The 20890-nt window shown below is 71.6% G+C and carries 18 protein-coding genes; 8 read left to right on the forward strand and 10 right to left on the reverse strand.

Features of this window, described 5'->3' with window-relative positions:
• Positions 1-167: 167 nt before the first annotated feature.
• From OG385_RS23985 to OG385_RS23995, 3 genes are read left to right on the forward strand one after another with little or no spacing between them, the layout of a single operon-like run.
• On the forward strand, positions 168-1490 hold the full coding sequence (locus OG385_RS23985) for a glycosyltransferase family 4 protein (RefSeq protein ID WP_266857519.1): 1323 nt from the start codon (positions 168-170) through the stop codon (positions 1488-1490).
• Between the two features lie 42 nt (positions 1491-1532).
• Positions 1533-2264 (forward strand): class I SAM-dependent methyltransferase, encoded by a 732-nt coding sequence (locus OG385_RS23990; RefSeq protein WP_164265932.1) that lies wholly within the window; start codon positions 1533-1535, stop codon positions 2262-2264.
• The gene (locus OG385_RS23995) at positions 2261-3340 is read left to right on the forward strand and encodes a prenyltransferase/squalene oxidase repeat-containing protein (RefSeq protein WP_266857522.1); all 1080 of its coding nucleotides are present in this window, start codon (positions 2261-2263) and stop codon (positions 3338-3340) included. The genes OG385_RS23990 and OG385_RS23995 overlap by 4 nt, the downstream gene beginning before the upstream one ends.
• 31 nt (positions 3341-3371) lie before the next feature.
• On the opposite strand, the gene OG385_RS24000 is transcribed toward OG385_RS23995, so the two are convergent.
• Positions 3372-3662: a hypothetical protein gene (locus OG385_RS24000; RefSeq protein ID WP_266857524.1), complete on the reverse strand. Its 291-nt coding sequence runs from the start codon at positions 3660-3662 to the stop codon at positions 3372-3374.
• Between the two features lie 96 nt (positions 3663-3758).
• Here OG385_RS24000 and OG385_RS24005 point away from each other — a divergent pair, with 96 nt between their 5' ends.
• Entirely contained in the window at positions 3759-4535 is a 777-nt protein-coding gene (locus OG385_RS24005) for a maleylpyruvate isomerase family mycothiol-dependent enzyme (RefSeq protein WP_266857526.1), read from the forward strand.
• 95 nt (positions 4536-4630) lie between these two features.
• Here the strand turns inward: OG385_RS24005 and OG385_RS24010 are convergent, their stop codons facing one another.
• From OG385_RS24010 to OG385_RS24030, 5 genes are all read right to left on the reverse strand, one after another.
• Positions 4631-5641, reverse strand: coding sequence for an LLM class F420-dependent oxidoreductase (locus OG385_RS24010; RefSeq protein WP_266857528.1), 1011 nt, complete (start codon positions 5639-5641; stop codon positions 4631-4633).
• Positions 5642-5953: 312 nt separating this feature from the next.
• The gene (locus tag OG385_RS24015; RefSeq protein WP_266857530.1) at positions 5954-6820 is read right to left on the reverse strand and encodes a DUF5336 domain-containing protein; all 867 of its coding nucleotides are present in this window, start codon (positions 6818-6820) and stop codon (positions 5954-5956) included.
• A 111-nt stretch (positions 6821-6931) separates the two neighbouring features.
• The gene (locus OG385_RS24020; protein ID WP_266857532.1) at positions 6932-7891 is read right to left on the reverse strand and encodes an N-acetylmuramoyl-L-alanine amidase; all 960 of its coding nucleotides are present in this window, start codon (positions 7889-7891) and stop codon (positions 6932-6934) included.
• Between the two features lie 61 nt (positions 7892-7952).
• Positions 7953-8594: a class I SAM-dependent methyltransferase gene (locus tag OG385_RS24025; RefSeq protein WP_266857533.1), complete on the reverse strand. Its 642-nt coding sequence runs from the start codon at positions 8592-8594 to the stop codon at positions 7953-7955.
• 148 nt (positions 8595-8742) lie between these two features.
• Positions 8743-10554 (reverse strand): MFS transporter, encoded by a 1812-nt coding sequence (locus OG385_RS24030; protein WP_266857534.1) that lies wholly within the window; start codon positions 10552-10554, stop codon positions 8743-8745.
• A 187-nt stretch (positions 10555-10741) separates the two neighbouring features.
• Here OG385_RS24030 and OG385_RS24035 point away from each other — a divergent pair, with 187 nt between their 5' ends.
• The 3 genes from OG385_RS24035 to OG385_RS24045 all read left to right on the forward strand — a co-directional run bounded on the left by OG385_RS24035 (position 10742) and on the right by OG385_RS24045 (position 16067).
• Positions 10742-12937, forward strand: a complete 2196-nt coding sequence (locus OG385_RS24035) for an acyl-CoA dehydrogenase (RefSeq protein WP_266857536.1) — start codon at positions 10742-10744, stop codon at positions 12935-12937.
• A gap of 165 nt (positions 12938-13102) precedes the next feature.
• Complete coding sequence (locus OG385_RS24040) at positions 13103-14293, forward strand: lipid-transfer protein (protein WP_266857537.1); 1191 nt, start codon at positions 13103-13105, stop codon at positions 14291-14293.
• 310 nt (positions 14294-14603) lie between these two features.
• Positions 14604-16067, forward strand: coding sequence for an MFS transporter (locus OG385_RS24045; RefSeq protein ID WP_266857538.1), 1464 nt, complete (start codon positions 14604-14606; stop codon positions 16065-16067).
• Between the two features lie 58 nt (positions 16068-16125).
• Here OG385_RS24045 and OG385_RS24050 read toward each other — a convergent pair whose 3' ends face one another.
• The 4 genes from OG385_RS24050 to OG385_RS24065 are packed head-to-tail and all read right to left on the reverse strand — an operon-like array spanning position 16126 to position 19676.
• Positions 16126-16731 (reverse strand): response regulator transcription factor, encoded by a 606-nt coding sequence (locus tag OG385_RS24050; RefSeq protein WP_266857540.1) that lies wholly within the window; start codon positions 16729-16731, stop codon positions 16126-16128.
• Between the two features lie 34 nt (positions 16732-16765).
• Positions 16766-17968, reverse strand: a complete 1203-nt coding sequence (locus OG385_RS24055) for a sensor histidine kinase (RefSeq protein WP_266857541.1) — start codon at positions 17966-17968, stop codon at positions 16766-16768.
• An 11-nt stretch (positions 17969-17979) separates the two neighbouring features.
• A complete protein-coding gene (locus OG385_RS24060) occupies positions 17980-18705 on the reverse strand; it encodes an ABC transporter permease (RefSeq protein WP_266857543.1) in 726 nt (241 codons plus the stop codon).
• The gene (locus tag OG385_RS24065) at positions 18705-19676 is read right to left on the reverse strand and encodes an ABC transporter ATP-binding protein (RefSeq protein WP_266857545.1); all 972 of its coding nucleotides are present in this window, start codon (positions 19674-19676) and stop codon (positions 18705-18707) included. The genes OG385_RS24060 and OG385_RS24065 overlap by 1 nt, the downstream gene beginning before the upstream one ends.
• Before the next feature lie 352 nt (positions 19677-20028).
• Here OG385_RS24065 and OG385_RS24070 point away from each other — a divergent pair, with 352 nt between their 5' ends.
• Positions 20029-20883 carry a MaoC/PaaZ C-terminal domain-containing protein gene (locus tag OG385_RS24070; protein ID WP_266857547.1) on the forward strand — a complete coding sequence of 285 codons (855 nt, stop codon included), beginning with the start codon at positions 20029-20031 and terminating at the stop codon, positions 20881-20883.
• Positions 20884-20890: the final 7 nt, after the last annotated feature.

The following is a 20890-nucleotide window of genomic DNA, read 5'->3' on the forward strand; positions in this document are numbered from 1 at the left end:
GGCTGTTACGACGGAGCTACCTGCCGGTAGATTCGAAGCTCATTGAACGATCAAGTCTGGCTGAGTTCTTCCGGGGGCGCCCTCGGGCCCCAGGCTTGCGAGAACTTGTTCTAGATTAGCGTGAGCGACTACGCTCCGCCGGGACTGCTGCGAGAAGGGGGCCGAGTGTGACCGCTGAGGCCATAGAAGCGGGCCCCCTTGCCGGTGGATCCGCCGCCGGTGCCCGGGGCCCGTTGCGTATCGCGTTCCTCACGTACAAGGGCAATCCTTTCTGCGGAGGCCAGGGCGTCTACGTCCGGCACCTCTCACGGGAGCTGGCCCGGCTCGGCCACAGCGTCGAGGTGATCGGCGCCCAGCCCTTCCCGGTGCTGGACGAGGGCGTACCGCTCACCGAGCTGCCCAGCCTCGACCTCTACCGCAGCCCGGACCCCTTCCGTACCCCGGGACGCGACGAGTACCGCGACTGGATCGACGCCGTCGAGGTGGGCACCATGTGGACCGGCGGCTTCCCGGAGCCGCTGACGTTCTCGCTGCGCGCCCGGCGCCATCTCCTCGCCAGGCGCGGGGAGTTCGACGTCATCCACGACAACCAGACCCTCGGCTACGGGCTGCTCGGCGACCTCGGCGCGCCGCTGGTCACCACCGTCCACCACCCCATCACCGTCGACCGGCGGCTCGACCTGGCGGCAGCGGACGGCTGGCGCCGCCGCGCCTCCGTACGCCGCTGGTACGGCTTCACCCGGATGCAGAAGCGGGTCGCCCGCAGGCTCCCGTCCGTCCTCACCGTCTCCGGCTCCTCGCAGCAGGAGATCATCGAGGACCTCGGGGTGCGCGAGGACCGTATCCACGTCGTGCACATCGGCGCCGACACCGAACTCTGGGCGCCCGACCCGGCCGTGGCCGAGGTGCCCGGCCGGATCGTGACGACATCGAGCGCCGACGTACCGCTCAAGGGCCTGATCCATCTGGTCGAGGCGCTCGCCAAGCTCCGTACCGAGCACCCGGCCGCCCACCTCGTCGTCGTCGGCAGGCGCGCCGAGGACGGACCGGTCGCGCAGGCCATCGAGCGGTACGGACTCGACGGCGCGGTCCGGTTCGTCAAGGGCATCAGCGACGAGGAGCTGGTCGACCTGGTGCGCGGCGCGCAGATCGCCTGTGTGCCCTCGCTCTACGAAGGCTTCTCGCTGCCCGCGGCCGAGGCGATGGCCACCGGCACCCCGCTGGTCGCGACGACCGGCGGAGCCATCCCGGAGGTCACGGGCGCCGACGGCGAGACCTGCCTCGCGGTGCCCCCCGGCGACGCGGGCGCACTGGCGGGCGCCCTGTCCCGGCTGCTCGCCGACCCGGTCCTCCGCACCCGCCTCGGCGCGGCAGGGCGCGAACGCGTCCTGGCCCGCTTCACCTGGAAGCAGGCCGCCATCGGCACCGCGGAGCGCTACCGCGAAGCCATCGCTGCCCGCCGCCCTGGCGCTCCGTCCGTGCAGGCGTAGCCCGTACCCCTCCCATCCTCCTAGCGAAGAAGGCAGACCCCCGTGCTGACCGTGGACTTCTCCCGCTTCCCGCTTGCTCCGGGCGACCGTGTGCTCGACCTCGGCTGTGGCGCGGGCCGTCATGCCTTCGAGTGCTACCGGCGCGGTGCGCAGGTGGTGGCACTCGACCAGAACGGCGAGGAGATCCGCGAGGTCGCCAAGTGGTTCGCCGCCATGAAGGAGGAGGGTGAGGCCCCCGCGGGCGCCACCGCCACCGCCATGGAGGGCGACGCGCTCAACCTGCCGTTCCCCGACGCCTCCTTCGACGTCGTGATCATCTCCGAGGTCATGGAGCACATCCCGGACGACAAGGGCGTGCTCGCCGAGATGGTGCGGGTGCTGAAGCCCGGCGGCCGGATCGCGATCACCGTCCCCCGGTACGGACCCGAGAAGGTCTGCTGGGCGCTCTCCGACGCCTACCACGAGGTCGAGGGCGGCCACATCCGGATCTACAAGGCGGACGAACTCCTCGGCAAGATCCGCGAGGCGGGGCTGCGCCCGTACGGCAGCCACCACGCGCACGCGCTGCACGCCCCGTACTGGTGGCTCAAGTGCGCGTTCGGCGTCGACAACGACAAGGCGCTGCCGGTCCGCGCCTACCACCAGCTGCTGGTCTGGGACATCATGAAGAAGCCGCTGGCGACCCGGCTCGCCGAGCGCGCGCTGAACCCGGTCGTCGGCAAGAGCTTCGTGGCGTACGCGACCAAGCCGCACACGCCGCGGGTGGGCGCGTGACCTCACCGGGCCGTACGGAACATCTGGTCCTGCCCGGAGTCCTCACCGCCGAGCAGGCAGCCCGCACGGTCGCCGGGATCCTCGCCGTCCAGCGCGAGGACGGCGCGATCCCGTGGTTCCGCGGGCACCACCTCGACCCGTGGGACCACACCGAGGCGGCCATGGCGCTCGACGCCGCGGGCGAGCACGAGGCCGCGGAGCGCGCGTACGCCTGGCTCGCCCGGCACCAGAACGAGGACGGCTCCTGGTACGCCGCCTACCAGGACGGCGACGCGGCCCGGATCACCGACCGGGGCCGGGAGACCAACTTCTGCGCGTACGTCGCGGTCGGCGTCTGGCACCACTATCTGGCCACCGGCGACGACACGTTCGCCGACCGGATGTGGCCCGTCGTGCGGGCCGCGGTCGAGTTCGTGCTCCAACTCCAGCAGCCGGGCGGCGAGATCGGCTGGAAGAGGGAGCCGGCCGAGGAGGGCGGGGCGGTCGTCGAGGACGCGCTGCTGACCGGTTCCTCGTCCGTCTACCAGGCGCTGCGCTGTGCGCTCGCGCTCGCCGACGAGCGCGAGGAGCCGCAGCCCGACTGGGAGTTGGCGACCGGCGCGCTGGGGCACGCGATCCGCAGCCACCCCGAGCGGTTCCTGGACAAGAGCCGCTACTCGATGGACTGGTACTACCCGGTGCTCGGCGGCGCGATCGGCGGAGCTGCGGCGAAGCAGCGGATCGACGCGGAGTGGGACCGCTTCGTCGTACCGGACCTCGGGGTGCGCTGTGTGCTGCCCAACAACTGGGTGACCGGTGGCGAGAGCTGTGAACTCGCCCTGACGCTCTGGGTGATGGGGGAGTCGGACCGGGCGCTGGAAATCCTCCAGTCGATCCGGCACCTGCGGGCGGACGACGGGATGTACTGGACGGGGTACGTGTTCGACGACCGGGCACTGTGGCCGCCGGAACGCACCAGCTGGACGGCGGGATCGCTGCTGCTCGCGGTGGCCGCGCTCGGTGGGGACGAGGCGACCACCGCGGTCTTCGGCGCGGAGCGGCTGCCGGCCGGGCTCGAACCGGACTGCTGCCGCTGACGGTTGCGGCGCCGGCCGTGCGACCGGCGGCTCAGTGCCGGCGCACCCGGCCCGCGACGAGGTGGCCGATGAAGAGGTACACGACCGCCGCGAGGCCATAGCCTGCGACGACCCGGGCCCATGCCTCGTTGAAGGTGAACAGGTCGCGGGACCAGCCGGCCAGCCAGTCGGCCGCGTGGTGCACGAAGGTCACCAGGTCATTGGCCCGGTTCGCCTCCAGGAGATACATCAGAATCCACAGGCCCAGGATGAAGGCCATGACATCGGCGATCACCATGATGGCTTTCGCCGCCGGGCTGCTTCCGCTCGAATATCTGGACATGGTCGAACGTGTTGCCGCTTGTGCGTGCGTGAAACCCCCTGGCGCGTGAAACCCCCGGCGCGCCCCAGGTACCGCCAGGGCTCCTAGGGTGGGGCCATGACGCTACTGGGGCATGACCGCTACTGCGACGAACTGCTGCGGCAGACCGACCTGTTCGGGGCGGCGCTGGCCGGAGCCGACCTGACGGCGACGGTGTCGACCTGCCCGGAGTGGAGCCTGGGGGAGCTGACCCGTCATGTGGGCCGCGCGCAGCGCTGGGCCGAGACGATCGTACGGACGAAGGCCACCGAGGCGGTTCCGCCCGAACAGGTGCCGGACAGCGCCGGTCCGGGCGACGATGACCCCGATGCCCTGAGCGACTGGCTGGCCGCGGGCGCCGCGCGGCTCGCGGCGACGCTGCGGGCGGCGGGTCCGGACGCCGAGGTCTGGACGTGGGCGGCCGATCAGCGCACCGGGTTCTGGGCGCGCCGGATGGTCCACGAGACGGCGGTCCACCGGGCGGACGCGGCTCTGACGGCCGGTGTGCCGTTCGAGGTGGAGGCGGACGTGGCCGCGGACGCCATCGACGAGTGGCTGGACATCCTCGTCTTCGCCCAGGCGTCCGGCGACAAGAGCGTGGCCGACCTGCGGGGAGCGGGCCGGTCGATCCATCTGCATGCCACGGACGCAGCCGGTGCGGAGTGGCTGATCGAGTTCGGTGACGACGGGTTCACCTGGCGCCGGGCGCACGAGAAGGCGACGGTGGCGCTGCGGGGTCCGCTGACCGACGTGCTCCAGGTCTTCTACCGGCGGCTGCCCGCCGGGAGTGACCGGGTGGAGGTGCTGGGGGACCGGGAGCTGCTGGACTTCTGGCTGGAGCGGGCTTCGTTCTAGGGCCTTTCGTTATGGATCACCTCGCCAGTCCCGGCCGCCCCTGTCCGGCTGTCCCGTCCCCGGCGGGGCAGCCGGTGCGGGACAGCCGGTGCGGCTCAGGTGGTCAGCTCTGCCAGCACCCGTAGCGTCGTCGGGTCCGGAGCCGTCACCAGCAGGTCCGTCACCGGGCCCTTGCGCCACAACTCCAGTCGCTCGGCTATCCGTTGGCGTGGACCCACCAGCGAGATCTCGTCGGCGAACGCGTCCGGAACCGCAAGCACCGCCTCCTCCTTGCGGCCCGCGAGGAACAGCTCCTGGATCCGCTGGGCCTCCGCCTCGAACCCCATCCGCGCCATCAGGTCCGCGTGGAAGTTGCGGGCCGCGTGACCCATGCCGCCGATGTAGAAGCCGAGCATCGCCTTCACCGGGAGCAGGCCGTCGGCCACGCTGTCGCAGACGTGCGCACGGACCATCGGCGCGATCATGAAGTCCTCGGGGAGACCGGAGAGCGACGCCTCGTAGACGTCGACGCGGGTCGGCGACCAGTACAGGGGGAGCCAGCCGTCCGCGATACGGGTGGTCTGGGCGATGTTCTTCGGCCCCTCGGCCCCCAGCAGGATGGGCAGTTCGGCCCGCAGCGGATGGGTGATCGGCTTGAGCGGCTTGCCGATGCCGGTGCCGTCCGCACCCCGGTACGGGTGCGCGTGGAAGCGCCCGTCCAGCTCGACCGGGGCCTCCCGCCTGAGGACCTGGCGGATGACGTCGACGTACTCACGGGTCGCGGTGAGCGGACTGCTGGGGAACGGGCGTCCGTACCAGCCCTCCACCACCTGTGGGCCCGAAAGCCCGAGCCCCAGCATCATCCGGCCGCCGGAGAGGTGGTCCAGGGTGAGTGCGTGCATCGCGGTGGCGGTGGGGGTGCGGGCCGCCATCTGGACGATCGCGGTACCCAGCCGGATACGAGAGGTGTGCGCCGCGATCCAGGTCAGCGGGGTGAAGGCGTCGGAGCCCCAGGCCTCGGAGGTCCAGACGGAGGCGTAGCCCAGGCGCTCGGCCTCCTGGGCCAGTTCGAGATGACCGGGGGTCGGCCCGCGGCCCCAGTAGCCGAGGGCGAGTCCTAGACGCATCGTAAAGCCTCCCGGTCGTACGACAACTGACACATCGTCAGGTGACATCGTCAGGCGACTGTAAACGCAACGGCCCCCGCCCGGAAGGGGCGGGGGCCGTGCGGCATCGGGCCTGAACGTGACGTTGTCGGGCCTGAACGAGAGCTGCTAGTGCCACGGCAGGCAACGTTTGCCCCGTCGCGACGCCCGGCACACACTCTCGCCGCACCGGCCGAAAGCCCAAGTACGTCCAGTACAAGGGCTTCCGGCCGGCACGCCGAGAGCACGCACCGAACGCCGCTCCTTGACGGGCAAACCTTGCCTGCCGCGGCACTAGCCGCGCTGGATACCCGTGGTGTCCTGGAGCACGCCGCGCCGGCCGTCCTGCGTCTGCGCGATCAGACCCGGGCCGCGCTGCTCGACCGCGAGGTACCAGGTGCCCGGGGCCAGTTCGGCGATGGGGGCCGGAGAGCCGTCCTCCCCGTACAGCGGACGGGCCACCGGAACCGCGAACCAGAACGGCGCGAACTCCCCGGCAGGGGCGTCGGACGAAGGCTGCGGCTGGGCCGCCGTGGGCTGGTGGGTGTCCTGCGGCTGACCGGGGTGCCCGGCCTGGGCTCCGAACGCCGCGGGCTGCGGATGGCCCGGCTGCGGCTGGGCGCCGTAAGGCTGTTGGGCCTGCGCGCCCGGGTACCCGTAGCCCTGGCCCGGTGCACCGGCGGCCTGCACGCCGTACGGGGACGGCGTCACGGCGGCCGGCTTCGGGGCGCTCAGCAGCGGGCCCTTGAGCGCGGGGAGGAGCGGGCCGGCGACAGCCGCGCCCGCGAGCACCAGCGCCGCGATGAACCCGAGAATCAGTCCGGCCCCCCGGCTCGACGCGTCCACCAGGGTCCAGAACCCCGTCCACGCGGCGAAGATGGTGAACGCGACACCGAACTGGGCCATGTCGAGACCCACGACCTTGCGCGGCTGCGGCAGGGCGCGGGCCACGGTGATCAGGGCTGCCCCGATGACGCCGGCCAGGTAGATGCCCATCAGCGTGCCCAGTGAGTCCCACGCGCTGGGGTTGTTCAGGTTGGCGCAGTACGAACCGCTGCACTGGTTGCCGTAAGAGGTGAGATCGAGGAACGAGGCGATGAACAGCACCACCGCTGCTCCGATCACCACGCCGTCGCCTCGTGTGAGGGAGCGGATGTTCACGTAAGAATCCTTAGTAGGTCGGCTCGTCGGGGCGGCGTGGAGCTCGGGGGCGGCTCCCCATCGTAGGGGTGAATCTATCGTCTGCCCCGGCGGGTCGTGTGCCGGGTCTCGTCACTCCGCGTGGAGAAAGCTGCTGATGCCGTCCGCGATCCCCTGTGCGGCCTTCTGGCGCCAGCTTCCACTCGTGAGCAGAGCGGCATCTTTAGGATCACGCATATTGCCGCATTCGATGAACACTTTGGGCACAGTTGAGAGATTGAGCCCGCCGAGATCGCCCCGGGTGTCCAACCCCGTACCGCCGCCGATGTAGTTGGAAGGAGCGGTTCCGGTGTCCCGGACGAACTTTCCGGCGATCCGGGTCCCGAGGTCGTGCGACGGGGCCACGATGTCGGCCGTGTCGGCCGCACCCGCTTTCACCAGGGCGGGAAGGATCACGTGGAAGCCCCGGTGGCCGACCGACGAGCCGTCGGCGTGCACGGAGACGGCGGCGTCGGCTTTCGCTTTGTTGCCGAAGGCGGCCCGTTCGGTCACACAGGGACCGAAACTGTGGTCGTCGTTCTGGGTCAGTCTGACCTTCACGCCCTGCTTTTCGAGCAGGGCGCGCAGCCGGTGCGACACATCGAGAGTGAACTGGGCCTCGGCATAACCGTTATTGGTCGAAGTGCCGGTGGTGTCGCATTCTGTTGTGCCGTTGCCGATATTTACCCGGCGGTTGATTTCGGTCGGGTGACGGTAATTGTTCGGGTTGTGCCCCGGGTCGATCACGACGACTTTTCCCGCGAGCGACGCGTGACCGGCGGGTGCGCCGTTGCCGGGTTTGTCGTCGCCCTGCTTGTTGTCGCCGTCCGCCGCGTGCGAGGGCTTCGCCGGGGTGGTGCTCGGGGTGCTGTCCTGGGTCTCTGCCGTGGCCGGGCTCTTCGCCGACGTTCCGTCCGGACCGCCCACGGAATGCCAGATCAGCCAGCCGGCCAGACAGGCGGGCACCAGGGCGGCGACCGTGATCACCCCGGGTGATTTCCGGAGGCGGCGCGAGAGGGAGGGGCGGTTGTCGTCATCGTCGTCGTACAGCACGGCGCGAGCTTAGCCCGGCCTTCCCGTCGCCGCCCGGTCGCGGGCGCGGTGGTCCGGGTGCTCAGATTCCCGGTCCGGTGCGCCGCAGGACGCGGAGCGAGCCGGTCACGGAGATCTCGGTGAAGGCACCGGACGCGAGGGCCCTGAGGTAGACGCGGTACGGGGCCTGGCCGCCGTCCGCCGGGTCGGGGAAGACGTCGTGGACGAGCAGCAGCCCGCCCTCCGCGAGGTGCGGGGCCCAGCCCTCGTAGTCGCCGCTCGCGTGCTCGTCGGTGTGACCGCCGTCGATGAACACCAGGCCGAGCGGGCCGCCCCAGGCCTTGGCGACCTGCGGGGACCGGCCGACCATCGCGATCACATGGTCTTCGAGTCCGGCCTTGTGCAGGGTGCGGCGGAAGGTGGGGAGCGTGTCCATGAGGCCGACCTCGGGGTCCACGACGGAGGGGTCGTGGTACTCCCAGCCGGGCTGCTGCTCCTCGCTGCCGCGGTGGTGGTCGACGGTGATCGCGGGGACGCCGGCCGCGCGCGCGGCGTCGGCGATGAGGAGGGTGGAGCGGCCGCAGTAGGTGCCGACCTCCAGGAGCGGGAGGCCGAGCCCGGCGGCCAGCACGGCCGCCTCGTACAGTGCGAGCCCTTCGTCCGCGGGCATGAATCCCTTGGCGGCCTCGAACGCGGCCAGGGTCGCTGGCGTGGGGGCGGCCATGGGGATCCTCCTGTTACGGGGCGGGCTTGCCGGTGTGTTGTGGCCGGCCGGCCGGGCCATGCTAGTCCGGGGGATCCGGGGGCCTCGCGCGGGCCCCCGGACGCCGTTGCCGTACGTTCCGTGGGCCCGCCCCGGCCCCCGGCAACGGTTACCGGCCCGCGTTCGCCGGCACGGTCGATCCCAGCTTCAGGTCCACCGTCACCAGTTGGTCCACGCTCGTGTACGCGACATGGGTGGCCAGCGGCGGGAGGCCGGGCGCCGTGGCGGCGAGGATGTACGTACCGGCCGACCGGGCAGCGAGCGCGAAGGCTCCCGCGCCGTCCGCGACCACGATTCCCGACTGCCGGCCGCGGTGGTCGATCAGCGTGACCGTGGCACGCGGCACCGGAGTGCCCTCGGCGTCGAGCACCCGGCCCTGGAACCCCCGGAAGTCCTGGAGGTTCCGGTCCTCGGCGTCGAGGATGGCCGCCGCCTCCTCGGCGACGGTGGCCGAGCCGCCCTCATGTGCGGCGACGGGCCGCGACTGGGCGGCCGTGCGCTTGCGCGAGGGGAGGAACGCCGCGAACACCAGGCCGATCACGACCGCGGCCGTGGCGATCATGAACGAGGTGCGGAAGCCGCTCATGCTCGGTACGGACACCGGGCCCAGCGCGGTCGAGGAGTGCGCGAGCACCATGCCGATCACCGCACTCGACACCGAGGTGCCGATGGAACGCATCAGCGTGTTGAGGCCGTTGGCCGCGCCCGTCTCGGAGGGGTCGACCGCGCCGATGATCAGCGCGGGGAGCGAGGAGTAGGCGAGACCGATGCCCGCGCCCACGACGACCGAGATGATGATGGTCTGCCAGGGCGCGCTCATGAGGGCGAGCCCCGCCCCGTACCCGATCGCGATGATCAGCATCCCGATCATCAGCGAGACCTTGGGCCCGTACTTCGCGGCGATCCTGGCGTAGACCGGCGCGGTGAGCATCATCGTGAGGCCGAGGGGCGCCACGCACAGGCCCGCGACCACCATCGACTGGCCGAGGCCGTAACCGGTCGCCTTCGGCAGCTGGAGCAGCTGCGGCAGCACCAGCGAGATGGCGTAGAACGCGACACCGACCATGATCGACGCCAGGTTGGTGAGCAGCACCTCGCGGCGGGCCGTGGTCCGCAGGTCCACCAGCGGGGCCGCGACGCGCAGCTCCATCACGCCCCACAGCAGCAGGATGGCGAGGGCGCCGGCGAAGAGGCCGAGTGTGGTGCCCGACGTCCAGCCCCAGTCGGAGCCCTTGGTGATCGGCAGCAGCAGGCAGACCAGACCGGCCGAGAGGCCGAGCGCGCCAAGGATGTCGAAGCTGCCGCGGGCGCGGGTCGAGGACTCCGGTACGAAGATGAGGGTGAGCGCCATCGAGATGACGCCGAGCCCGGCGGCGCCGAAGAACAGGGCGTGCCAGTCGGCGTGCTGTGCCACCAGGGCGGCGGCCGGCAGGGCGAGCCCGCCGCCGACGCCGATGGAGGAGCTCATCAGCGCCATGGCCGAGCCGAGCTTCTCGCGGGGCAGCTCGTCACGCATGATGCCGATGCCGAGCGGGATGGCGCCCATGGCGAAGCCCTGGAGTGCACGGCCGACGATCATGATCAGCAAGTTGTCGGTGAACCCGCAGATCAGCGAGCCGACCACCATGACGGAGAGGCTGGCGAGCAGCATCCGCCGCTTGCCGTAGAGGTCACCGAGCCGTCCCATGATCGGGGTGGCTATCGCGCCCGCGAGCAGCGTGGCGGTCATGACCCAGGTGGCGTTCGACGGGGCGGTGCTCAGCAGTGTCGGCAGGTCCTTGATGACCGGGACGAGCAGCGTCTGCATGACGGCCACGACGATGCCTGCGAAGGCGAGTACGGGGACGATGCCGCCCCTGCCACGGGTGGTGCGCGGTTCCTCGGCGGTTGTCTCGGGCAGCGAGGGAGCGGCCTGTGTCATGCGTGAAGCCTCCAGGTAAGGCAGACCGGCAGGGGACCGGGCGTCCAAGTGGTTGCATCATGAAGCTTCCGGAGGGGTTCAGGTATTCCGGTAAACGCCATATAAGTGCCGCGTGATCTGTATCACCTGGTCCGGCCTCGGTAGCTGACCTTCCGTCAGAATGTAACGTGTTCTAGTCTCGCTGGGCATGGGCATCGGAATCACGCAGGAGCAGAAGGAGTTGGCCGACGCCGTGCGGGGGCTGCTGGCGCGGGAGGCACCACCCGCGAAGGCCCGCGAACTGCTCGACGCACCACCCGGCGGCGACGGTGACAATGACGGTGGCAGTACCAGTGGCAGAGGCGGGCCGCCGGCTCACTGGGCGGCCCTCGCCGCGCAGGGGCTGCTGGGCGCGCACCTCCCTGAGGAGTACGGGGGAGGGGGCGGCGGCCTCCTGGAGCAGGCCGTCATCCTGGAGGAGGCCGCCGCTGCGGCGCTCCCCGGCCCCTATCTCCCGACCGTGCTGGCCTCCGCCCTGCTGCACCGGGCGGGCCGCCCCGACCTGGCGGCGCCGCTCGCGGACGGGCGGTGGCCCGGCGCGGTGGCCCTGGGCGACGCGGGTGATCCGGTACTCGGCGGCGCGGAGGCGGGTCTGGTTCTGCTGCGGCACGAGGGGCGCTGGGCCGCTGTGGACGCCGCGGATCTTGAGGTGCGTGCCCAGCGGAGCGTGGATCCGACCAGGCCGACCGCCGAGGTGCGGCTGAGGGGGGAGGTGCCCGCCGACCGGCTGCTGACGCTCGACGACGGGCTCGTCACCGATCTGGCGGCCGTCCTGTTCGCCGCCGACGCCTGCGGCACGGCGGCCTGGGCGCTGCACACCGCCACCGAACACGCCAAGGTGCGCGAACAGTTCGGGCGGCCCATCGGCCAGTTCCAGGCCGTCAAGCACCTCTGCGCCGACATGCTCCTGCGGGTCGAGCAGGCCAGGGCGCTGACCTGGGACGCGGCGCGGGCCGCCGGAGCGGGCTGCGACTCCTCCGGGGCGAGTGCCGAGGTGAGCCCCGAGGGCGGTGCCGAAGCGAGTGCCGAGGCGCGCGGGCTCGTCGCCTCGCTCGCGGCCGCCACCGCACTGGACGCCGCCCACAGCTGCGCCAAGGACTGCATCCAGATCCTCGGCGGCACCGGCTTCACCTGGGAACACGACGCCCACCTCCATCTGCGCCGCGCCGTCGTCGCCCGGCAGCTGCTCGGCCCCGGCGACACCCACCGGGCGCGGGCCGTGCGGCTCGCCGCCGCGGGCGCACGCCGGGAACTGCGCCTGGAACTGCCCGCCGAGGCCGCGCCGCACCGGGAGCGGGCCCGCGAGGTGATCGGGGTGGCCCGCGGCCTGGACCCCGCCGAGGCCCGCCGCGTCCTCGCCCCCACCGGATACGCGGCGCCCCACCTGGCGGAGCCGTACGGCCTCGGCGCCGGCCCCGTCCAACAGCTCGCCGTACAACAGGAGTTGGCGGCAGCCGGGGTGCGGATCAGCGATCTGGGGATCGCCACCTGGGTGGTGCCCTCGCTCCTGGCGTACGGGACGGACGAGCAGCGCGCCCGCCATCTGGCCCCGACGCTCCGCGGCGACGTGCACTGGTGCCAGCTCTTCTCGGAGCCCGGGGCCGGGTCCGACCTGGCCTCGCTGCGCACCCGCGCGGACCGTGTCGACGGCGGCTGGCTGGTCAACGGCCAGAAGCTCTGGACCTCGGCCGCGCAGTGGGCCGACTACGGGATCCTGCTCGCCCGCACGAACCAGGAAGCCCCCCGGCACAAGGGGCTCACCTACTTCCTGGTGGACATGAAGCGGGCCGCCGGGATCGACATCAGGCCGCTCAAGGAGATCACCGGCGACTCCCTCTTCAACGAGGTGTACTTCGACGACGTGCTGCTGCCCGACGACGCGGTACTCGGCGCGGTCGACGACGGCTGGCGGGTGGCCCGCAACACCCTCGGCAATGAACGCGTCCACATGGCCGACCAGTTGACCTTCCCCACCGGGCTCGAAGCGCTGATCGCCCGGTCGGACGGGCTCGACGGCGCCCAGCGTGCCCGGATCGGCGCGCTCGCCGCCGAGGCGCACGCCCTCGCCTGCATCGGGCTGCGCACCGCCCTCCAGCAGGTGTCCGGGCTCGAACCGGGCGCCGGCGCCTCGGTGCGGAAGCTGGTGCAGACCCCGCACCAGCAGAAGGTCGCGGAGCTGGCCCTCGAACTGCTCGGCCCGGCCGGGGCGGTCCGTGAAGGGGCCGGTGAGCAGGCCGTCCACGGCTTCCTGATGTCGCGCTGCCTCACCATCGCGGGCGGGACCACTCAGGTGCAGCTCAATGTCGTCGCCGAGCGCCTGCTCGGCCTGCCGCGTGATCCGTGAGCCCCGGCTGACACTCATATCCCGGCACTCACCGGCCACGCGGCCTTCCACTGGCCGCCTTCCGCTGCCACTATCTAGTTATCTGACGGATCGTCAGATATGAAGCGTCCGGCGGTGTGTCCGGACGCGGACAGGGGCAGCGGGCCCGGGAGGCGGGACAGGACCATGAAGGCGTACATCGTCGGCGTCGGGATGACCAAGTTCGAGAAGCCGGAGAGCCGTGACTGGCAGTACTGGGACATGGCGAAGGAGGCAGGCACCCAGGCGCTCGCCGACGCCGGGGTCGGCTATGAGCAGGTGCAGCAACTGCCCGTCGGCTACTGCTTCCAGGCCTCCACGGCCGGGCAGCGTGCCGCGTACGAGCTGGGGCTCACCGGGATACCCGTCTACAACGTCAACAACAACTGCGCCACCGCGTCGACGGCGCTGATGATGGCGCGGCAGTTCGTCGAGGGCGGCATCGCGGACTGTGTGCTGGCGCTCGGCTTCGAGAAGATGCAGCGCGGCGCGCTCGGCGGCGGCGCGGACAGCGGGGACTTCAAGACGTCCCCGGTGGCCAGGCACTACGGGATCATGGCCGCAGGACACGGCTTCGAGATGTCGCCGCCCACCGCCCAGATCTTCGGCAACGCGGCGCGGGAGCACATGGAGCGGTACGGGACGACCGCCGCGCAGCTGGCCGCGGTCGGCGCCAAGAACCACCGGCACTCGGCGGACAACCCGCGCGCCCAGTTCCAGGACGTCTACACGGTGGACGAGATCCTGGCGGCGAAGACCATCCACCGGCCGCTCACGAAACTCCAGTGCTCGCCGACCTCGGACGGTTCCGCAGCGGCGGTCGTCGTCTCGGAACGGTTCGTTGTCGAACACGGCCTGCACGACAAGGCGGTGGAGATCGCGGGCCAGGCGATGACGACGGACACCGAGGAGAGCTTCGCATCGGGTTCGTGCATCGACGCGGTGGGCCGGCCGATGTCGCGCGAGGCGGCGCGGCAGGCGTACGAGCGGTCAGGGCTCGGCATCGAGGACGTGGACGTCGTCGAGCTGCACGACTGCTTCTCGGTCAATGAGCTGCTGACGTACGAGGCACTGGGCATGTGCGCCGACGGGGAGTCCGGCAAGCTCGTGGAGAGCGGGGCGACGACACATGGCGGCCGGTGGGTGGTGAACCCGTCGGGCGGGCTGATCTCCAAGGGCCACCCGCTGGGCGCGACGGGCCTGGCCCAGGCGGCCGAGCTGGTCTGGCAGCTGCGCGGTGAGGCAGAGGGCCGGCAGGTCCCGGGCGCCCGGGTCGGCCTCGCGCACAACATCGGTCTCGGCGGGGCCGCGGTGGTGACAGTGCTGCGGCGGGAGTGAGAGGGGAGCGAGACGGGGGCTAGATGGTGCTGCGGAGGGAGTGAGGCGGGAGTGGGACGGTGCTGCTGCGGGAGTGAGACGGGAGTGCGGCGGGCGTGCGGTGGCATCGAGACGGGAGTGAGGCGCCCCGGTCCGGCCTCCTGACCGGCACGGTCCGCCCTTCCGGTCCTGCGCACGGTCCGCCTTTCCGGCCCTGCCCGGTCCGGAAGGGCAGACCGGGGGGCAACAAGGGCCGTAGGACCTGCGGACCATGGCCACTGCGCCGATATGCGGATGCACCGTGCAACGAACGGATGCCACGATGGCACTCATGCTGCGCACATCTTCGAACGCCCGCACCACCGCGCGACGGTCCGCCCCGACCCGCACCTGGCTGGTGGTGCTCGCCGCGTGCGCCGGGCAGTTCCTCGTGGTTCTCGACGTCTCCGTCGTCAATGTCGCCCTGCCCTCGATGCGCACCAGCCTGGATCTCAGCGCCACCGGACTCCAGTGGGTGGTGAGCGCGTACGCCATCGCCTTCGCCGGGTTCATGCTGCTGGGCGGGCGGGCCGGGGACCTCTTCGGCCGCAAGCGGATGTTCCTCGTCGGCCTCGGGCTCTTCGCCCTCGCCTCGCTCGCCGGGGGACTGGCCCAGGAGGGCTGGCAACTGCTCGCCGCGCGCGCCGTGCAGGGGCTCGGCGCCGCCGTGCTGGCGCCCTCGACGCTCACCATCCTCACCTCGGCCGTCCCGGAGGGCGCGGCCCGTGCGAGGGCCATAGCTACCTGGACGGCCGTCGGCGCTGGCGGCGGCGCGGCGGGGGGCCTGGTCGGCGGAGTCCTGACCGACGCGCTGTCCTGGCGCTGGGTGCTCCTGATCAATGTGCCGGTCGGCGCGCTCGTCCTGCTGGGCGCGGCCCGCTGGATCTCCGAGAGCCGGGCCGACGGCGCGCGCCGGCTCGACCTGCCCGGCGCTGTGCTGGTCACCGCCGGTACGGCCACCCTCGCGTACGGCATCGTGCAGACCGAGGCCGAGGGGTGGACGGCCGCGGCGACGCTGGTACCGCTGTTCGCGGGCCTCGCGCTCATCGGCCTGTTCCTGACCGTCGAGGCGCGCACCCCGCTGCCCCTGATGCCACTGAAGCTGTTCCGGGTGCGCTCGGTCGCCGCCGCCAACGCCGCGATGTTCGTCTGCGGTGCCGGCAGCTTCGGTATGTGGTTCTTCATGACGCTGTACGCCCAGAATGTGCTGGGCTACACGCCGTTCATGGCCGGACTCGGCCTCGTACCCAGCTCGTTGAGCGTCATCGCCGGGTCCAAGTTCGCCCCGCGGCTGATGGCCCGCTTCGGTGCCAAGAACGTGGCGGTGGCCGGGATCCTGATCACCGTGGCCGGATTCGGCTGGCAGTCGACGATGACCGCGCACGGCGCGTACCTCACCTCGATCATGCTGCCCGGCATGCTGATGATGGCCGGCGCCGGTCTCTCCATGACACCGCTCGCCTCGCTCGCCACATCGGGGGCGGCGCCGGGCGACGCGGGCCTGGTCTCCGGTCTGGTCAACACCTCCCGCACGCTGGGCGGTTCGCTGGGCCTCGCGGTCCTCTCCACCGTCGCCGCCTCCCGTACCCGGGGCGGCACCGGGACGGAGGCGCTGACCGAGGGGTACGCGCTGGCGTTCCGGTGCGGCGGGCTCGTCCTGCTCGCCGGTGCGGTGCTGATGCTGGTGTGGATGCCCGGGGTGCGTACGCCGGTGATCGGCCGCCCGGTCTCAGCGTCGGAGCCGTCCGGCGACTGACCGCGACCCGCCTCCGGGGCTACGGCCGGCCCCACTGCGGGGAGCCCCACCCGCAGGGCTACAGCCAGCCCTGCTGGCGGGCCGACCGTACGGCCTCCATGCGGTTGCGGGTGCCGGTCTTGCCGATCGCGGACGAGAGGTAGTTGCGGACCGTCGACTCCGAGAGGTGCAGTTTCCCCGCGATGTCGGAGACGGTCGCGCCGTCCACCGACGCGTTCAGCACATCGCACTCGCGCGCGGTCAACGGGCTGGGCCCCGCGCTCAGCGCAGCCGCGGCCAGGGCGGGGTCGATGACCGTCTCACCGGCCAGCACCCGGCGGATCGCTGCGGCCAGGTCCTCCACCGGACCGTCCTTGACCAGGAAGCCCGTGGCGCCCGCCTCCATCGCGCGGCGCAGATAGCCGGGCCTGCCGAACGTGGTGAGGATCAGCACCCGGCACCCCGGGGCCTGCGTCCGCAGATCGGCGGCGGCGTCGAGCCCGCTGCGGCCGGGGAGTTCGATGTCGAGCAGCGCCACATCGGGGTTCGCGTCCAGGACCGCCGCGACGATCGCGTCGCCGGTGGCCACCTGGGCGACCACCTCGATGTCCTCCTCAAGGCCGAGGAGCAGAGCGAGCGCTCCCCGCATCATGCCCTGGTCTTCGGCGAGGAGGACTCGGATCATTCGCTGCTCTCCCAATCTGGTCACTGCCTGCTGGTCACTCCCGGGTACACACCGCCCCGGGCGCCGTGTCCGGTGCGGCGTTCTCCACCGGCAGTTCGGCCACCAGACGGAAGCCGGACCGGCCGGGGCCCGCGTCCAGTGAGCCGCCCGCCGCCGCGAGGCGTTCGGTCAGGCCCTTCAGCCCGCTGCCGGGTGGCGTCGAGCCTACGCCGCGCCCATTGTCACTGATCACCAGCCGCACACGCTCGGGTTTCTCGCCGTCCACGGCGATCTCGCACCGGGTGGCCCTGCTGTGCCGCACGGTGTTGGTGACGGCCTCCCTGACGACCCAGCCGAGCAGGGACGCGCTCTGCGGCTCCAGCGGCGGCCCCGACTGCCGTACGACGGGTTCGATTCCGGCGGCGGTCAGCATGGAGCGGGCACTGTCCAGTTCGCCGGCGAGGCTGGCGGACCGGTACCCGGTGACCGCCTCGCGGATCTCGGTGAGGGCCTGCCTGCCGACGGTCTCGATGTCGGAGATCTGGCCGAGCGCCGCGTCGATGTCGCGCGGTGCGAGCCGCCGGGCCGCCTCCGACTTCACCACGATCACCGACAGGGTGTGGCCCAGCAGATCGTGCAGGTCGCGCGAGAAGCGCAGCCGTTCCTTCTCGACGGCCGAACGGGCCAGTTCCTGACGGGTGGAGCGCAGTTCCATGACGGTCTCGGAAAGCGCCAGGATCGCGGCGGTCACCGCGCCCGAGATGAACGTGCCGTACCCCAGCGTCCAGGGGTCCCACGGGCTGTGCCCCTCGCTGCCCGAGATGTACCCGGCGGAGCCGGAGATCACCATCAGGGTGAAGCCGAGCCGCCGGTCGCGCAGCGTGGTGCCGACGGCCAGCGAGAGCAGCGGGAAGTACAGCAGCCAGCTGCCCCCGTAGCCGAGAGCCAGACCGTAGGTGATGGCCGCCAGCGCGCCGAGCAGCCAGAGCGTCGTACGGCTCTGGCGCTTCTCCTTGTGGAACGCCCGGAACGCCACGGATACGTAGAGGGAGTTGAAGGCCAGCAGCCCGACCCCGCCGATCCACGGGTTGGGGGTCTCGCCGCCGATCAGATTGGAGAAGCTGCCCAGGCCGAGCAGCAGCCACGGCAGCAGCGTGAAGGCGTTCGGCGGGCCCGGCCGCTTCCGCGCCCTGATGTCCTTCCGCCGCTGCACCCAGGTCCTGTGGTGCCGTCTCAGCAGGTCCAGCTTCGCGTGCATGTTCTCTCCCGTCACACGGTCTTCGCGGACCGACGGTACGAGATCACCGCGTACGTGCCGAACGCCAGCAGCCAGGCGGCGAGCACCGCCACCGTGGAGAGGGCGGGCGCACTGCCCTGGGTGGTGGACCAGCCCAGCTCGGCGAAGCGGTTGGTCGGGGTGTAGCGGGCGACGGACCGCAGCCAGCCGGGGAAGGCGTCGACCGGGAACCACAGACCGCCCACGATGGCGAGCCCCATCAGACAGGCCACGTTCACCACGCCCGTGGTCTGGGCGGTCAGCCGGTATCCGTTCCCGATCCCGAGCAGTGTGAACGGCAGCGCGCCGACCCACAGCAGCAGCGTGAGGACGGCCCACTGCCAGGCGTCGATCCGTACGCCGTTGACGAGCGCACCGGCCAGGAGCACCGCCACGATCCCCGGCAGCACGGTCACCGAACCGGAGACCGCCCGGCCCAGCACCACCTGCGTGGGCGGCAGCGGAGTCACCCGCAACTGGCGCAGCCAGCCGAGGGACTTGTCCGAAGCGACCCCGGTGCCGACTCCCAGGGCGGCGCCCAGCGCGCCGTATGCCGCCATACCGACCATCGAGGTGACCCGCCAGGCCGCCGAGTCCGGGTTGCTCGGGCCGATGTTGGTGAACAGCAGATACATCACCACCGGCATACCGATGCCGAAGATGACGAACCCGGGGTCGCGCAGCGTCCGCCGCACTTCGAGCTTCACGTATTCCAGCATCAGACCGCTGCCTTCTGTCCAGTGCGCGGGGAGGTCCCGGCAGATCCGGGGCCGGGAGGGGTCTCGTCAGGGGCGTCCTGCGCGGTGAGGGCCAGGAAGGCGTCCTCCAGCGTCGCAGGGGCGACCGCGAGGCCGCGGATCGCGCCCTGCTCCGCCAGGGCGACGACGGTGGCGTCCGAGTCGTCCGTACGCAGCGAGGCCCGGTCCCCGCGGATCTCCACGGCGGTGACACCGGGCAGCGTCTGGAGCCCCTCGGAGCCGGCCCCCGCGAGGTCGAAGGAGACCAGGCTGCCGCCTGCCGCCCGCTTGAGCAGCTCGGAGCTGCCGTCGGCGACGATGCGGCCCTGGTGGATGACCACGATGCGGTCGGCGTTGCTGTCGGCCTCCTCCAGATAGTGCGTGGAGAAGAGGACGGTGTTCCCGCGCTGTGCGTACGCCCGCATCGAGTCCCAGAACGCCCGCCTGGCCTCCACGTCGAGCGCGGCCGTCGGCTCGTCGAGCACGATCAGCTCCGGATTCCCGGCGAGCGCGACGGCGAACCTGACCCGCTGCATCTGGCCACCGGAGAGCTTGTCGACCCGGCGTGCCCCGTACTCGCCGAGCCCGGCCATGTCCAGCGCCTCGTCGACCGGGAGCGGGCGCGGATACGTACTGGCCACGAAGGCGACCAGCTCCCGCACCGTCACACGCGGGATGGGCTGACCCGCCTGGAGCATCGCGCCCACGAGCCCGGCCGCGACCGCCTGCTCGGGTGTCCGGCCGAAGACCCGCACCTGCCCGCTGTCGGGCTCGTCGAGGCCGAGCAGCAGACTGATCGTGGTGGACTTTCCGGCCCCGTTGCGCCCCAGCAGGGCGACGGTCTCCCCCCGGCGGATCTCCAGGTCGGCGCCGTCCACGGCCCGCACCGCCCCGAACGTCTTGACCGCTCCCGTGAAGCTCACCGCGGGTCCGGTGTCTGCTGTCTGCGTCATGCCCCACACGCTACGGAGCCGCGGCGTTCCGCGGACAGATGCGGTTGTACGCAGCTGCCCGGGACAAATGTCACGGCCGCGCGCAGTGGCCCGGCGGTGGTGGCCGGATGCCGAGGGCCGGCTGTACGGGCCCCGGCCGCAGTGGCCGGATGTCGCGGGCCGTTCGTCCGACCCGAATCTGACGTGGCGTCAGCAGTCTTCACAACTCATGAGGGGTGCGTTATACATGGGGCCATCGGCCTAGAACGCGTTCTACAAAGGGCGCCGGGGGCCGGTCCCGTACGACCTCGGTGCGCCTGACGGTGCGGACGGTCGCACCGAGGTCTTTCCACCGTCAAGGAGCGCTTGCCCCATGCCCATTGATGCCGCGCAGGCCATCGCCGCCGAGCCCCGCTCCGGCGAGATCGCCTGGGACCACAAGGACATCCAGCTCTACCACCTGGGAATCGGCGCCGGCCGGCCGGCCACCGACGTCGACGAGTTGCGCTACACCCTGGAGTCCAGGCTCCATGTCCTGCCCAGCTTCGCGACCGTCGCGGGCGCCGGCATGGCGCTGATGGGCGGGCTCGCCGCACCGGGCATCGATGTGAACCTGGCGTCCGTCCTGCACGGCGGGCAGACCATCACCCTGCACCGGCCCATCCCCGTCAAGGCGTCGGCGCGGTCCACCGCCCGGGTCCAGGCGGTGTACGACAAGGGGAAGGCCGCCGTCATCGTGCTGCGCTCCGAAGTCTCGGACGAGCAGGGCCCGTTGTGGACCAGCGACTCGCAGATCTTCGTACGCGGCGAGGGCGGCTTCGGCGGCGAGCGCGGCCCCTCCGCGCGGCTCGACGTCCCCGACCGCGCCCCCGACCGCACCGAGGACCGCCTGATCCGTGAGGACCAGGCGCTGCTCTACCGGCTCTCCGGCGACTGGAACCCACTGCACGCCGACCCGGAGTTCGCCAAGCTCGCCGGGTTCGACCGGCCCATCCTGCACGGGCTCTGCTCGTACGGAATGACGCTGAAGGCCGTGGTCGACACGGCCCTGGGCGGCGACGTGGCCCGCGTCGACTCGTACACCACCCGCTTCGCCGGTGTCGTCTTCCCCGGCGAGACGCTCAGGATCCGGATGTGGCAGTCGCCGGGTCAGGTCCAGGTGACGGTCTCGGCCGTCGAGCGGGACGAGGCGCCGGTACTCGCCGACACGGTCGTCACCCACCACTGAGGCCGCC

Origin of the sequence: Streptomyces sp. NBC_01306, from assembly GCF_026340465.1 — a bacterium.
Classification (GTDB): domain Bacteria; phylum Actinomycetota; class Actinomycetes; order Streptomycetales; family Streptomycetaceae; genus Streptomyces.

What these genes read in the sequence shown, in the direction of transcription:
- OG385_RS24045 (WP_266857538.1), top strand. Translation starts at nt 14,604, where the DNA reads ATGCTGCGCACATCTTCGAACGCCCGCACCACCGCGCGACGGTCCGCC.
- OG385_RS24005 (WP_266857526.1), top strand. Translation starts at nt 3,759, where the DNA reads ATGACGCTACTGGGGCATGACCGCTACTGCGACGAACTGCTGCGGCAG.
- OG385_RS24030 (WP_266857534.1), bottom strand. Translation starts at nt 10,554, where the DNA reads ATGACACAGGCCGCTCCCTCGCTGCCCGAGACAACCGCCGAGGAACCG.
- OG385_RS24060 (WP_266857543.1), bottom strand. Translation starts at nt 18,705, where the DNA reads ATGCTGGAATACGTGAAGCTCGAAGTGCGGCGGACGCTGCGCGACCCC.
- OG385_RS24070 (WP_266857547.1), top strand. Translation starts at nt 20,029, where the DNA reads ATGCCCATTGATGCCGCGCAGGCCATCGCCGCCGAGCCCCGCTCCGGC.
- OG385_RS24025 (WP_266857533.1), bottom strand. Translation starts at nt 8,594, where the DNA reads ATGGCCGCCCCCACGCCAGCGACCCTGGCCGCGTTCGAGGCCGCCAAG.
- OG385_RS24055 (WP_266857541.1), bottom strand. Translation starts at nt 17,968, where the DNA reads ATGCACGCGAAGCTGGACCTGCTGAGACGGCACCACAGGACCTGGGTG.
- OG385_RS24065 (WP_266857545.1), bottom strand. Translation starts at nt 19,676, where the DNA reads ATGACGCAGACAGCAGACACCGGACCCGCGGTGAGCTTCACGGGAGCG.
- OG385_RS24050 (WP_266857540.1), bottom strand. Translation starts at nt 16,731, where the DNA reads ATGATCCGAGTCCTCCTCGCCGAAGACCAGGGCATGATGCGGGGAGCG.
- OG385_RS24010 (WP_266857528.1), bottom strand. Translation starts at nt 5,641, where the DNA reads ATGCGTCTAGGACTCGCCCTCGGCTACTGGGGCCGCGGGCCGACCCCC.
- OG385_RS24035 (WP_266857536.1), top strand. Translation starts at nt 10,742, where the DNA reads ATGGGCATCGGAATCACGCAGGAGCAGAAGGAGTTGGCCGACGCCGTG.
- OG385_RS24040 (WP_266857537.1), top strand. Translation starts at nt 13,103, where the DNA reads ATGAAGGCGTACATCGTCGGCGTCGGGATGACCAAGTTCGAGAAGCCG.
- OG385_RS24000 (WP_266857524.1), bottom strand. Translation starts at nt 3,662, where the DNA reads ATGTCCAGATATTCGAGCGGAAGCAGCCCGGCGGCGAAAGCCATCATG.